Raw genomic sequence first — 12,635 nt, 5'->3', positions numbered from 1 at the left:
GGGCCCGCACCCGCACCAGCCACTTCGCAGCACTTCGCCCCGCCGACCACAAGGTCGACGGGGCGAAACAGAGCCCGAATTAGCCAACAGCATCCCACACGGTTCCGGGCCCCGGGAACGCTCCGTGAAGTCAGGCGGATCCCCGCAGGCCCGGCCCGCACACCTCACCTCCACAACAGGCACGTTGAAGCGGCCATCGCATGAGAAGGAAGCCCACATGAGGAGCACCGTGGAGGCCGCCGAACACCTGCGTGAGCAAGTGATCGAGGTCGGCGAGAGCAATGCTCAAGACCTGTGGATCGGCTCCGGGAGGAACGCGGAGGCCTACCTTCCCGATTGATCCCGTGATGGTCATCGAGTAGGCCGACGTTGCAGCGTCGGTCGGGAAGGCGCGCCCATGCTCACGGTCGTCAATGCCGACGGTTCGACGCGGGACGGCTCCCCGCTGGACGAGATCGTCCGCGAGGGTGCCCGACGGATGCCGGCCGCCGCTCTTGACACCGAAGTCACCTCCTACGTCGCCGAGTTGGCTCACGAACGGGACGAGAGCGGGCCGCCGCCTGGTGGTTCGCAATGGCTATCACCGGCCCCGGAAGGTCACCACCGCCGCCGGGGTCGTCGAGGTCAAGGCCCTGCGGGTGAACGACAAACGCGTTCCAGCCGAGCACTGGATCCAGAGGGCGTGCGGCAGTTGCGCACCGGGCGGGCGGACCTGACGGAAACAGTGAGCTTCATCGGAGCGTGACCGTTGGACGGTCGAGATCGTCAGGACAGGCCCGGTCGCCCAAGTGAGATGGGTTCTCAACATCGGGCCGGGCTGATCACGGACGACTGCTGCGTCGATATGCCTTGACCGCCATATAGACCGAAGTCGCTACAGCACTCCCGATCAGCGCAATCCACCACGAACCGCCATCGATAAGCATGCGCACTGTAGCGCCAATGAAATGGAGCACTAGAGACACCTCAAAAGGTTACCAACGTCGGATGGTTCGGGACGCCCTGACCACACGAGTATCCACGCACCGCACTCGTTCCGGCCGGTCCGCGCACTCATGGGCCAGAACGCGCACCAAGGCACCGAACAGGGTTCGCTGCTCCTTCGGGACATGGCGCTGCGGTCAAAGCCGGACAGTTGGGGGGATTCCGCTATCGATCGCCCTCTGACGGTGCGCTCACGATCCTGCGGGCACTCGTGCACGTACCGCCGCCACCTACAATGCGGCCATGACTGGCTTACTACGTCCACAGGTTGCGCGAGGAGCTTCCTCGCCCGGTGACATGCCTCGACGACTGGGAACCATGACAGCCGTGGCAGTCACGCTCCTGGCGTCGGATCTCATCACCAAACAGATAGCGCTGACGAACTTCTCGGGACTCGATCCGACCGAGGCACTCGGCGGTCTTCTGAAATTCACGCTGGCCTTCAATTCGGGCGGAGCGTTCTCCATCGGCGAGGGGGAGACATGGTTCTTCACCGCGGTGAAGACGACGGTCATCGTCCTCTTGCTGGTGATATCGCCCCGAATCCGCACGCCCGTCTGGGCGGTCTCCTTCGGGCTGGTCATCGCCGGGGCGGCCGGGAATCTCGTCGACCGGCTGTTCCGGGCACCCTCCCCGGGGCAGGGGCTCGTCGTGGACTGGATCCAACTGCCGCACTGGCCGGTCTTCAACCTCGCCGACTGCGGCGTGGTCTGCGGGAGCGCCCTGGTGATGTGGACCTTGATGCGGGGCATCCGCCTGGACGGCACGGTCGAGTCCAAGGCGCCGACCGAGTCGGGCGGTGTGGTTCCGGACCCCGGGAACGACTGAGGGCCAGTCGGTCCGCTTCCGCACAGCGGTAGCATCCGCGCGAGCAACTGAGCAGCGACCCTCAACCGGCGGCGTCGGCCGCGGGATCCGGCACTCCCGTGGCCCAGGCCCCCATGGCTTCCAGGACGTCGCGAAGCCCTTCGCCGAGCGGGGTGAGCTCGTACTCGACACGCGGCGGGATCTCCGCGAAGGTCGTGCGGGTGACGATGCCGTGCCGCTCGAACTGGCGCAGCCGGCTGGTCAGGGTGTGCGGGCTGATACCGGGCAGGGCCTCGCGCAGCTGGTTGAAGCGGTGGGGGCCGTGCAGCAGTTCCCGCACGATCAGGGTGGCCCACGGGCCGTTGAGCAGGGTGAGGAACCGGGCGACACCGCACTCGGGGAGACGGGAATCGGTCACGTTGTTGACCGTACCCCATTAGTGCAGTTGATGTAACTGATGCATCGCATGCACTAATTGACGCCATGACCTACGTGATTCACGGCGCCACCGGCGCCCAGGGTGCCCCCGTCGTCGCCGCTCTCGCCGCCGCGGGCAAGTCCGTGACCGCTCCGACCCGTAAGGCCGACGCCGTCGTGGACGGCGCGCGTGTGGTGGCCGCCGGATACGACTCCGTCGCGGAGCTGACCCACGTCTACCGCGGCGCCGAAGGCGTGTTCGTCCACCTGCCGATGGGTTCCGAAGAGGACCGCCAGACCTATGCGCGCAACATCCTCGCCGCCCTTCGCGAGGCCCGCCCGGCCCGCGTGGTGTTCTCCACCAGCGGCGCCCCGATCGACCCGGGCACCGGCGGCGCGGCCTCGGAGCTGGTCCGCGGCCTGGCGGACAGCGGGCTGTCGCACGCGGTGATCGAGCCCACGCTGTACCTGGAGAACCTGCTCTTGCCGTTCGTCATCGGCGCGGTGCACGAGCGGGGAGCGCTGCCCTACCCGATCCGCGCCGACTTCCCCGTGTCCTGGGCGTCGCACCTCGACATCGCCGACGCCGCCGTCGCCCTGTTCGACCGCCCGGACGTCACCGGCGTCGTCTCCATAGGCCAGTACCCGGCGCCCACCGGACCGGACCTCGCCACGGCGTTCGGCACCCACTTCGGCAAGGACGTGGCCTTCGAACCGATCACCCCCGAGCAGTTCGGCACCTCGGTCGCCCCCTTCATCGGCGAAGGCCCCGCCGCCGGCGTCGCCGCCGTCTACGAAGCACTGAGCACGCTCCCCGAGCTCTCGATCACGCCCGAGAACTCCGCCCAGAAGCTGCTCGGCGTCACCACCCGCACCACCGGCCAGTGGCTGACGGACGTCGGCCTCTGACCGGCCGACCACGGCACGCTCGGACGGCCGGGCCCCTCGCCGGAGGGCCCGGCCGTCCCGCTCCCGTGCGGGACCGCCGGCGCTACCGCGCCGGGTCGGTGCCGAGGGGGGAACGGGTCGGTGAGCGCGACGATTTCGCCGGCCCAGTCAGCGCCCGGGCGGGCGGGGGCCGAGCGGCGCGGTCAGTAGCCTGCGGGGTGCCGAGCGTCACATCGGAGGGTGTGGGGGTGCTCCGGGGGCGGGTTCGGCCCGGGGTTGCAGGGCAGGGGCGGTTTCGGCACGGGCCGAGGGCCCGTCCGTTTCGGGACGTTCGCCCTGTTTTCTGCTGACCTTCGCCCCCGGGGGACACCCTTCCGGCCCGGGCAACTGTGGACGGTCGCCCGGTGGACACCGGGCGAGTGGCCCGCTCTTCCGGGTGGGCCTCCCACGATCGTCTACGCGGCGCACGGGTGCGACAGCACGCGGTGCGGCCCGGAGGACCCGAACGAATGTCCCGCACTATCGACAACGCCCCGTATACCGCCTTCCACCGCAGGCTCGCCCTCGCCTGCTCCGGTGGACCGCTGCTCGACGGGTACATCCTGAGCATCGTGGGCGTCGCCCTCATCGGCATGCGCCCCGAACTGGGCCTTTCCACCGCCGACGTCAGCCTGATCGGCGCCGCCGCGCTGGTCGGCATGTTCGTCGGCGGCGCGCTCTTCGGCGTGCTGACCGACAAGATCGGGCGGGAGGTGATGTACACCGCCGACCTGCTCGTGATGATCGTCTGCTCGGTGCTGTCGTTCTGGGTCGACGCGGTCTGGGCGATCGCCCTGCTGCGCTTCGTGCTCGGCATGGCGGTGGCCGCCGACTACCCGATCGCCACCTCCCTGCTCGCCGAGTGGCTGCCCGCCAAGCACCGCGGGCGGCTGCTCGGTCAGCAGATCGTCGCCTGGTACGCCGGCGCCGTGCTCGCCTACCTGACCGGCTACCTCTTCCTGGAGATCGGCGGCCCCGGCAGCTGGCGCTGGATGCTCGGCAGCTCCGCCGTGCTGTGCGTGGTCTTCCTGGTGATCCGCCGCGGCTCGCCCGAGTCGCCGCGCTGGCTGGCCGCCAACGGCCGGGTCGGCGAGGCCGTCCGCCTGGTCGAGCGGCACCTCGGGGTCAAAGTCGACGGCCGCGAGCTGATGCCCGAGCGCACCGCCCCCGGCACGCCGACCGGCCTTCGCCTGCTGATGACCCCGCCCTACCGGCGCCGGACGCTGTTCTGCGGACTGTTCTTCCTCTGCCAGGTCGCCCCGCTGTTCGCGATGCTCACCTTCGGCCCGCAGCTGCTGGAGGCCTTCGGCATGCCGGGCGGGACCATTGTCGAGACCCTCGGCACCGGCCTGATCAGCCTGGTCTTCCTGCTCGGCTGCTACCCCGCGCTGCGGCTGATCGACACCTGGGGCCGCCGCCCCGTGATCATCCGCTCGTTCGCGCTGATGATCGTGCCGCTGGCCGTCCTGGGCATCTGGCCGGACGCCCCGGCCGCCGTCGTGGTCGTCGCGCTCTGCGCCTACGCCTTCCTGTGCGGCGGGCCGAACGTGCTCGACTGGACCTACCCCAACGAGCTGTTCCCGACCGAGATCCGGGCGACCGCCGTCGGCGTGGCCACCTCGGTCAGCCGGATCGGCGCGGCCGTCGGCACCTTCCTGCTGCCGCTGTCGCTGTCCGGGATCGGCACCGGGCCGACCATGCTGATCGCCGCCGCCGTCACCGCGGCGGGCCTGCTGGTCTCGGTGCTCTGGGCCGAGGAGACCCGCGGCACGGCGCTGGGCGCGGCGGCCTCGCCCGGCACGGCGAAGGCCCCGGCAGCCCGCGTGGCACGGCCGGCGCCGCAGCCGGTGCGCTGACGGTCCGTCACCGAAGCTCCGCCGGGGCCGCGTCCGATGCGTTCGGACGCGGCCCCGGCGGCGTGAGCGGAACCAACACGGATCACCGCGGGCGACCCCGCGCAGGTCATCGCGGACCACGGGTTCGCGGTGGACCGGCCGCTGTGGGAGGCGGACCACGCCAGGTGCGGGCCGTGCCGGCCGGGGGAGAACTGCCACTGAACGACCTGAAGACGGGCTCTTCCCGTTCGGATGAATCCCTTCCGCCCGTCCGCGCCCCGCCGGGGCCCGGGGTAGGTTGTCAGCCACTTCGACACGGCCACCCCCGCCGCCTCTGGAGGGCCCTCATGTCCGGCGCCGCCCCACCCCTGTCGCCCGCCGAGTACTGGGACAAGTACCGGCCGCACCGGGGCGGGACGCCGCAGGTCCGTCCGACCGCCGGCCGCTTCGACTGGACCGGCATCCCGGACAACGGCCCCGGTGCCGAGGTCCTCGGCGCACCGACAAGGGCACTGGATCTCGGCCCGGCCGAGGGGGAGAACGCCGCGTTCCTCGCCCGGGGCGGGGTGGAGGTGGTCGCGGTGGACTTCTCCCCTGTTCAGGTGGCCCGGGCCCGCGGCTTCTGGGCGGACCTGGCGAACCTGCGGTTCGTGGCCGCGGAGGTCTGCGCGTTCCTCGACCAGGAGGTGCGCACGTTCGACGCCGTCTACTCGACGTGGGGCGCGGTCTGGTTCACCGATCCCGAGGAGCTGTTCCCCCGCGTGCGGCGGCGCCTGGCCCCTGGCGGTGTCTTCGCCTTCTCCCATCGCGAGCCGGCCGTCGGTGCGTACGGGGCGCAGCCGATGGGCGGGCGGTGGCTGGAGGGCCGCGAGGAGGAGCTCACCGTGCTGCGGTGGCAGCACACGGCCGCGCAGTGGGCCGACCTGTTGAAGCGGCACGGCTTCGACGATGTCGAGGCCCGGGTGGTGGCGAACCCGCGGTCCGGTGCGCTCGGCACGCTGCTGGTCCGCGGCCGGGGCTGAACCGACCCCCGGCGGCGGGGGGCACCCGGCGCGTGCGCCCTGTCACGCGCCCCGCACGCAGCGCTACCGGGTGGCTCCGCCGGGCTCGGGGAGGGGTCGTGTCGCGGACCACGGAGAAGGGGTGCGCCTGGCGCGCGCTGCCACCCCGCTTCGGAGCTTCACGGGAGCTTCGCCGGGAGCCTTTGCATGCTCATGCAAAAGCCTGGTCGGCGCGCTTCCGGCAGTCGATCGTTGAGCCACGACTTCGATCACGGCCCGGCCGCCACGACGGCGGGGCGAGTGCGCGAAGTGCCATCGGTGCAGGCTCACAAGGGGAGAATGATCATGGACACTCGCAGGAAGCTCGCCGCGGCGGCCCTGACCGCCGGCGTCCTGGCCGGAGGGCTCGCGACGGCGGTGCCGGCCAGCGCCATCGACCAGGTGTCGTGTCCCACCAGGGGGATCACGATCTACTACAGCAACGGCAACAAGTCCTACTGCTACGCCGGCACCCCCGGCTACGGGTACGCCAACATCCAGGGCGTCACCAAGGTCACGTCCGGCGTGAACAACGGGCAGGTCAGGATCGAGAACGCCAACGGCTCCACCACCTACCTGGGCTTCGGGGCCGGCGCCAACATCCCGCTGGGCAACGTCTGGGTGACCGGGGTCTGGATCATCTGACCCGGCCCGCGCTCGAACAGGGGCGGGCGCCGCACGTCGCGGCGTCCGCCCCCTCCGGTTGTCCCGGCCCGTCCCGCTGCTACTGGCCGACGCGGCCGTCGACGCACTCGCGCAGCAGGTCGGCGTGGCCGCAGTGGCGGGCGTACTCGTCGACGATGTGCACCATCAACTCGCGGACCGCGATCTGCTCCCGGCCCAGGCGCGCGCCGAGGTCGGCGGAGTGCCGGGCCAGGGTGGCGTCCAGGGCGGCCTGCTCGCGCTCCAGGTCCGCGAACGCGGCGTCCGCCACGGCCTGCTCGGCGACGGCGCCGTCGAAGTCGGCGTCGCGCGGGCCGTACAGCTTGGGCAGCGGCTCGCCGTCGGTGATCCAGTTGTGCCAGTCGCGCTCCACCTCGGCGAGATGGCGGACCAGGCCGAGCAGCGACATCGTCGACGGCGGCACCGAGCGGCGCGCCAGCTGTTCGGCGTCCAGGCCCTGGCACTTCAGACGCAGGGTGAGGCGGTAGTTCTTGATGCAGTCGAGCAGGACGGCCAGTTCGCCGTCCGGGGCGGGGCCTTCGAGGGAACGCGGGTCGTCGTCCGGGTCCATCCACATGTCGGGGTAGACGGTCGCCTCGGTCCATCGCGCGGGTTGGTCGCTCATGCCGGACATCGTCGTCCGCGGCGGGCGGGGCCGCCACCGGGTTTCCCGGCGGCAGCGGACGGGGGATCGGAAGGAGCTCGGAAAGCGGCTCAGAAAGGGGCGGTCCCGGTGTCGTCGAAGGACCAGACGAGCACCTCCCGCGACCCCGACTGCGCGATGCCTCCGGCGCAGCGGTACACCGAGCGGGCCGCCGGGTTGTCGGCGTCCGCGACCACCCGCATGCCGTGGCAGCCCAGGTCGCGCGCCAGGTCCGCGAGGGCCGTGGTCAGCGCCGGGCCGATGCCGCGCCCGATGAACCGCGCGTCCACGCCCAGCTCGTGCAGGAGCATCTCGGTGCCCCGGTCCGGGCGGGTGGTCTCCACCCCGGTGACCAGCGCGGCCGGCGCGTCGTCGACGTAGGCGACGAGCAGGTGGTGGCGGTCGTCCGCCAGGAACCGCGCGGTGGCCTCGGGGAGCGGTGGCGAGTCGAAGAGGTGCCCGGCGGCCTGGACGTCCTCGGCGCGGGTGACGCGGCGGATTTCCATGAGGAAATGCTGACAGAATCCTTGCGCGGGATACAGCGTTCCTTCACATCGGCTGGTCAAGTCCGGCCGGGTTCGTTCTCGCCCGTTCCGGCTCGGCGAAATGCGGGTGCGCCCGTCCGGTTGGAAGCGGTACCGTCCGCGCGTGAACGAAGGAAAGGGTCACGACGAGGAACGGCTGACCGGCGGGAACGCGACCGCGGCCGTCGTCCGGATCGGGAACACCGTGCGGCGCCCCGTCGGCCCGTGGACGCCCGCCGTGCACGCGCTGCTGACGCACCTGCACGAGACCGGCTTCCGGGCCGCACCGCGACCGCTGGGCATCGACGAACAGGGCCGGGAGGTCCTGGAGTTCATGCCGGGCCGGGTGGTCTGGCCGGACCGCTTCGCCCTGCTGGACCCGGTGGCACGGCTGACCCGGGTGGCCCGGCTGATCAGGGAGTTCCACGACGCCGTGGCAGGCTTCACGCCACCGGCCGACGCCCGGTGGCAGGTGCTGATGCGGGACGACTCCGCCGCGGCCGGCGAGATCATCGCCCATCAGGACCTCGCGCCGTGGAACCTGGTGGTCGACGAGGGGCCCGACCGCTGGACGATCATCGACTGGGACACGGCCGCGCCCGGTTCCCGGCTCTGGGACCTCGCCTACGCGGCACACGGATTCCTGCCACTGGCCGCGGACCCCGCCTTCCGGCGCGCCGACGCCGCCGGCCGGCTGCGCGCCTTCGTCGACGCCTACGGTCTCGACGAGGACGAACGGCGGCTGCTGGTCCCGCTGCTGGGGCGGCGCACCCGGGCCATGCACGACTTCCTGCGCGAGCAGGCCGGCCTCGGCGTCCAGCCGTGGACGCGGCTGTGGCAGGAAGGGCACGGAGACACCTGGCTGGCGAACACCGGGTACATCGAGCAGCGCGAGGAGCGGTGGCTACGCGCGCTGCTCGACGGCTGAGGGGCTGAGCAGCGGGACGGGCTACTCCCCCAACAGGCCGTCCAGGCCGGGCAGGCCCGGGGTGAAGCCGTCGAGGGCGTTCCGGCACGGGCAGTCGCGCACGGCCGGCAGGGCCTCCAGCGCCTTGAACAGCACGCCGCGCAGCCGGTCGACGTTGCGGCCGAACACCTCCAGCACCTCCGCGTGGGTGACTCCCGCGCCGGTCTCCACGCCCGCGTCCAGATCGGTGACCAGGTTCAACGAGGTGTAGCAGAGCGCGAGTTCACGGGCCAGCACGGCCTCCGGGTGGCCGGTCATGCCGACCGTCGACCAGCCGTTGGCCGTGAACCAGCGCGACTCGGCGCGGGTGGAGAAGCGCGGGCCCTCGATCACCACCAGCGTGCCGCCGTCCACCGGCTCCCAGTCGGCCCCGCGCGCCGCAGCCAGCACCGCGGCGCGCCCCGCCGGGCAGTACGGGTCCGCCATCGGCGCGTGCACCACACCCGGCACCGAGCCGTCCGGCAGCGGCACGCCGTCGTAGAAGGTCTGCGCCCGGGCGGCGGTGCGGTCCACGAACTGGTCCGGCACCAGCAGCGTCCCCGGCCCGTACTCCGGCCGCAGCCCGCCCACCGCGCACGGCCCCAGCACCTGCCGCACCCCGAGCGCGTGCAGCGCCCAGAGGTTGGCGCGGTAGTCGATCCGGTGCGGCGGGATGGTGTGCGCCCGCCCGTGCCGCGGCAGGAACGCCACCCGTCGGCCGCCCACCTCGCCGAGGAACAGCGAGTCGCTCGGCGGCCCGTACGGTGTCTCGACGGCCACCTCGGTCACGTCGTCGAGCAGTGCGTACAGCCCCGACCCGCCGATCACCCCGAGTTCCGCCCGGTGGTCCGCCATGCCGCCCGCCTCTCGTCGAAGAAGATCCGGTGCGGGACCCGTCGCAGCAAACGGCTGTGGCGCACCACCGCACTGCCCTACCGTAACGATCCATGGAGCGCGCCGAGGAGGGCCCCGTGGCCGAGCCGGAAGGCACCGGCCCCGCCGGTGGGGACGAGGAACGGCCGGCGGGATCGCGGGTGGTGCGGTACATGGGGAGCACCATGAACCTGTTCGGGGTGCTCGGCACAACGACGGTTCTCGCTCTTCACTTCGCCGGCCTGATATCGCAGAGTCTCTCTCCCCTGTGGGCCCTGGCCGCCTATGTGGGGATGATTCTCTTCTGGAGGTCCACCCGGCCGCCCCTGGACCGCAGGTCCGACGCCTTGGAGAACGAGGTGAACGCCGCTCTGGGTCTGCCGCCGGTCGGCGAGGCGGGCCGGGAGCCGCGTGACGGACGGGCCGGCGCGGAGTACCGCCGCGTCGGTCTCGGCCCGGCCGGCGTCCCGGCGGGGCATTCCGCCGGCCTTCCCGACGGGCCCGCAGACGAGCAGGAGCCCGAACCGCGACAGATCCCCGCAAGGCAACCGGTCGGCCCCGCGGAGGAGGCGGACCGGTCCCAACCTCAGGTCAGTCCCCCGGTCCGGCGGGATCCGATCGCCGAGCTGGAGCAACTGCGGAGCGACAACTCGGCCGTCCTCATCACCAAGTACTACACGCAGGGCTACCTGCAGTCCCAACGGGCCTTCGCGCTGAGCATGAGCAGCGCGGTCGTCGGGTTCGGACTGATGGCCGTCGGTGTCGTGCTCTTCTACCGGGACCCCGACCACCTCGCGCCCGGTACGGTCAGCGCCGTCGCCGGCGTGGTGAGCAACACCGTCAGCGTCCTGTTCTTCCGCCAGGCCGACCGGGCCCGCGACATGATGATCAGCATGATCGACAAGCTGCGGCTGGACCGGGAGCAGGACGCCCGGATGCGGTCCGGCCTGGCCAGCGTCGAACTGATCGAGTCCGCGGACCTCAAGGACACGCTGCGCTCCTGGGTCGCCCTGGGCCTGCTCGCCTCCCCGCCGTCCGCCGGGCAGGTGCCGGGCCTGCCCGTCCCCGGTGCGAGCGGGATTCCGCCGCTCCCCCTCCCGGGCACCCCCGGGACGCCCACGACCGTCCCGCCGCCGCGGCGGCGCACCGCCGCCCGGCGGGAGCGCCCCGCCGACCCCACGTCGTCGTAGTCGTACCCCGGTTGTAGCTTGGCGGGATGACGATGCAGGGCGTGGGACCGCTGGTGCACGTGTGTGACGGGCCGGGTGGGCTCGTGGTGTGGGGGCTGGCGGAGCCGGAGCGGTGGGGGGTGGGCGTGCAGGTGATGGTGGAGGCGGGTGAGGACGTCGGGGCGGTGGATCTCGATGGGCTCGGGGAGGTGCTGGAGCACCTGGACGCGGTGGTGGCGGAGGCACGGCGGTTCGTCTGCGCCGAGTGGGGGGTGACCGAGGAGGCGGCGGCGTTGGACGGGCCTGAGGTGGACGTCTATGCCGACGGGTGGATGCTGCGGTTCGCGGAAGGGGATCTGCCGTGCTGTGAGCCCTTCGGGGTGGGGGTGTGGTTCGAGGGGCAACGGCCGGTGCGGGTGGAGGACCTGAGCGGGGCGGAGGAGATCGTGGACTGACGGGACGTCACTGCTCCTCGTCCCACTGCTGGAGGGCCGCCAGCGCGGTGGTGCGGTCGGCCGGGCCGAGGAGGTAGTCGGCGACGGGGGTCAGCAGCAGGGTGGCGCGGTCGGGGGCGGGGAGGAGGCGGGCCTCGTCCCAGGTGTGGCGGATGACGGTGCGGCGCAGCAGGGTGCCGTGGCGGGCGGTCAGCCGGGGGGTGGTGGTGGCGTCGCCGCGGCGGCGGTGCTCGGGGGCGAGTTCAGGGGTGAGGGCGGCGCGGACGGCGGCGAGGGTGCCGAGCGGGAGGCGCGGGGCGGCGAGGTCGAGCAGCGCGGCGGCCTCGGGGGCCAGCCGGTAGGCGGCCAGGACGGCGGCGGTCTCGGCGGGTTCGAAGGGCTGGTGGGTGAGACAGGAGAGGTCGAGGAGGGTCAGCGGGTCGGGTTCGGCCCCGGCGGGCGTGTGCAGCCGGGCCTCGGCGAGGGCGATCAGGCACTCGACGTGGTCGTCCGCGACGAGGTAGGGGCGGACCGGCACGGTGGCCTGGTCGCCGGGGAGGGCGGCCGTGGTGAGGTGGACGCGGTACCAGGGGTCGAGCAGCGGGTCCTCGGCGGGCCAGCGGACGGTGACGGCGGTGTGGTGCGGGCGGTCGCCGAGCAGGGTGACGTCGATGGTCTCCACGGGGTGGTCGGTGACCAGCCGTACGACGGCCTGCCAGAGGGCGGCCTCGCCCGGGGCGACCAGGTCCAGGGAGGCCTGGGGCCGGAGCAGGTCGGCCGGGTAGTAGCCGGCCAGCGGGATGCCGTGGATCGCGCGCACGCCCGTGGAGCGGGCGAGGTCGTGGGCGAGGCGGGCGTAGTGGTCGGCGCGGGTGCGGGCGCGGCGCAGCTCGGCGCGGGCGGGCTCGCCCATCCGGACGTCGTCGCGGGCCAGTGCGGAGAGCACGAGGTGGGGCAGGTGGCGGCTGCCGCGGGCGCGGTGGAGCAGTTCGGCCGGCCCGTCGGCCGGGTCGACGTCGAGCAGGTTGTACAGCAGAGCGGTGTTCACGGACGTCCGCCTCCGAAGGTATCGTCATGGCGCCCGACGCCGCCGACGGCCGAGGGCGGGGGCAATCACGGCCGGTTACCAGGGGTACCCGGTCGCGGAGGTGAAGGAGGGGCGGACCGGACCGTCTCCGGCGGGCCCCGGCACGGTGATTCTGGCCGGTCGGGTTCAACGTGCGGTCACCACAGGCTCAACGGAGCCTCGACACCGCGCGCGAGCCGGTGGTTAATAACGTCACAGACATAGCTGACATGTGCACGAGCGGGGCGGGCACTGTCCTGGGTGGCAGGGGGCAGGATGGGCGATCTCCGTTTTTCCGTACTGGGTC

Annotated in this window: 14 protein-coding genes and 1 pseudogene; 10 read left to right on the top strand and 5 right to left on the bottom strand. The window is 72.3% G+C overall.

Features of this window, described 5'->3' with window-relative positions; genetic code table 11:
* The first annotated feature begins 217 nt into the window (after window positions 1–217).
* The 3 genes and pseudogenes from ABZW10_RS29840 to lspA all read left to right on the top strand — a co-directional run bounded on the left by ABZW10_RS29840 (window position 218) and on the right by lspA (window position 1,812).
* Window positions 218–340: a hypothetical protein gene (locus tag ABZW10_RS29840; RefSeq protein ID WP_355371898.1), complete on the top strand. Its 123-nt coding sequence runs from the start codon at window positions 218–220 to the stop codon at window positions 338–340.
* 57 nt (window positions 341–397) lie between these two features.
* Window positions 398–665: pseudogene (locus ABZW10_RS29835) on the top strand (IS256 family transposase); the annotation flags it as partial.
* 646 nt (window positions 666–1,311) lie between these two features.
* Window positions 1,312–1,812 carry a signal peptidase II gene (lspA, locus tag ABZW10_RS29830; protein ID WP_355371896.1) on the top strand — a complete coding sequence of 167 codons (501 nt, stop codon included), beginning with the start codon at window positions 1,312–1,314 and terminating at the stop codon, window positions 1,810–1,812.
* A 61-nt stretch (window positions 1,813–1,873) separates the two neighbouring features.
* Here the strand turns inward: lspA and ABZW10_RS29825 are convergent, their stop codons facing one another.
* Complete coding sequence (locus ABZW10_RS29825; protein ID WP_355371894.1) at window positions 1,874–2,209, bottom strand: helix-turn-helix domain-containing protein; 336 nt, start codon at window positions 2,207–2,209, stop codon at window positions 1,874–1,876.
* Between the two features lie 65 nt (window positions 2,210–2,274).
* Between ABZW10_RS29825 and ABZW10_RS29820 the strand changes: the two genes are divergently transcribed.
* The 4 genes from ABZW10_RS29820 to ABZW10_RS29805 all read left to right on the top strand — a co-directional run bounded on the left by ABZW10_RS29820 (window position 2,275) and on the right by ABZW10_RS29805 (window position 6,655).
* Entirely contained in the window at window positions 2,275–3,117 is an 843-nt protein-coding gene (locus ABZW10_RS29820; protein WP_355371891.1) for an NmrA family NAD(P)-binding protein, read from the top strand.
* A 488-nt stretch (window positions 3,118–3,605) separates the two neighbouring features.
* Window positions 3,606–4,991, top strand: a complete 1,386-nt coding sequence (locus tag ABZW10_RS29815) for an MFS transporter (RefSeq protein WP_355371888.1) — start codon at window positions 3,606–3,608, stop codon at window positions 4,989–4,991.
* Between the two features lie 326 nt (window positions 4,992–5,317).
* Complete coding sequence (locus ABZW10_RS29810; protein WP_355371885.1) at window positions 5,318–5,992, top strand: class I SAM-dependent methyltransferase; 675 nt, start codon at window positions 5,318–5,320, stop codon at window positions 5,990–5,992.
* A gap of 324 nt (window positions 5,993–6,316) precedes the next feature.
* Window positions 6,317–6,655 carry a hypothetical protein gene (locus tag ABZW10_RS29805; RefSeq protein WP_355371882.1) on the top strand — a complete coding sequence of 113 codons (339 nt, stop codon included), beginning with the start codon at window positions 6,317–6,319 and terminating at the stop codon, window positions 6,653–6,655.
* Between the two features lie 79 nt (window positions 6,656–6,734).
* Here the strand turns inward: ABZW10_RS29805 and ABZW10_RS29800 are convergent, their stop codons facing one another.
* Window positions 6,735–7,307, bottom strand: coding sequence for a DinB family protein (locus tag ABZW10_RS29800; RefSeq protein WP_355371879.1), 573 nt, complete (start codon window positions 7,305–7,307; stop codon window positions 6,735–6,737).
* Window positions 7,308–7,387: 80 nt separating this feature from the next.
* A complete protein-coding gene (locus tag ABZW10_RS29795) occupies window positions 7,388–7,822 on the bottom strand; it encodes a GNAT family N-acetyltransferase (RefSeq protein ID WP_355371877.1) in 435 nt (144 codons plus the stop codon).
* 142 nt (window positions 7,823–7,964) lie between these two features.
* Between ABZW10_RS29795 and ABZW10_RS29790 the strand changes: the two genes are divergently transcribed.
* A complete protein-coding gene (locus ABZW10_RS29790; RefSeq protein WP_355371874.1) occupies window positions 7,965–8,768 on the top strand; it encodes a phosphotransferase in 804 nt (267 codons plus the stop codon).
* Window positions 8,769–8,789: 21 nt separating this feature from the next.
* Here ABZW10_RS29790 and ABZW10_RS29785 read toward each other — a convergent pair whose 3' ends face one another.
* The gene (locus ABZW10_RS29785; RefSeq protein WP_355371871.1) at window positions 8,790–9,641 is read right to left on the bottom strand and encodes an S-methyl-5'-thioadenosine phosphorylase; all 852 of its coding nucleotides are present in this window, start codon (window positions 9,639–9,641) and stop codon (window positions 8,790–8,792) included.
* A gap of 377 nt (window positions 9,642–10,018) precedes the next feature.
* Here ABZW10_RS29785 and ABZW10_RS29780 point away from each other — a divergent pair, with 377 nt between their 5' ends.
* Entirely contained in the window at window positions 10,019–10,849 is an 831-nt protein-coding gene (locus ABZW10_RS29780) for a hypothetical protein (RefSeq protein WP_355371868.1), read from the top strand.
* Window positions 10,850–10,875: 26 nt separating this feature from the next.
* The gene (locus ABZW10_RS29775; protein WP_355371865.1) at window positions 10,876–11,283 is read left to right on the top strand and encodes a hypothetical protein; all 408 of its coding nucleotides are present in this window, start codon (window positions 10,876–10,878) and stop codon (window positions 11,281–11,283) included.
* 7 nt (window positions 11,284–11,290) lie between these two features.
* Here ABZW10_RS29775 and ABZW10_RS29770 read toward each other — a convergent pair whose 3' ends face one another.
* Complete coding sequence (locus tag ABZW10_RS29770) at window positions 11,291–12,310, bottom strand: hypothetical protein (protein WP_355371862.1); 1,020 nt, start codon at window positions 12,308–12,310, stop codon at window positions 11,291–11,293.
* Window positions 12,311–12,635: the final 325 nt, after the last annotated feature.

Origin of the sequence: Kitasatospora sp. NPDC004723, assembly GCF_040609255.1 — a bacterium.
In the GTDB taxonomy this organism is placed as follows: Bacteria; Actinomycetota; Actinomycetes; order Streptomycetales; family Streptomycetaceae; genus Kitasatospora.
Note: the sequence above shows the minus strand (reverse complement) of the source record. Positions and strands in the feature narration are given on the sequence as shown.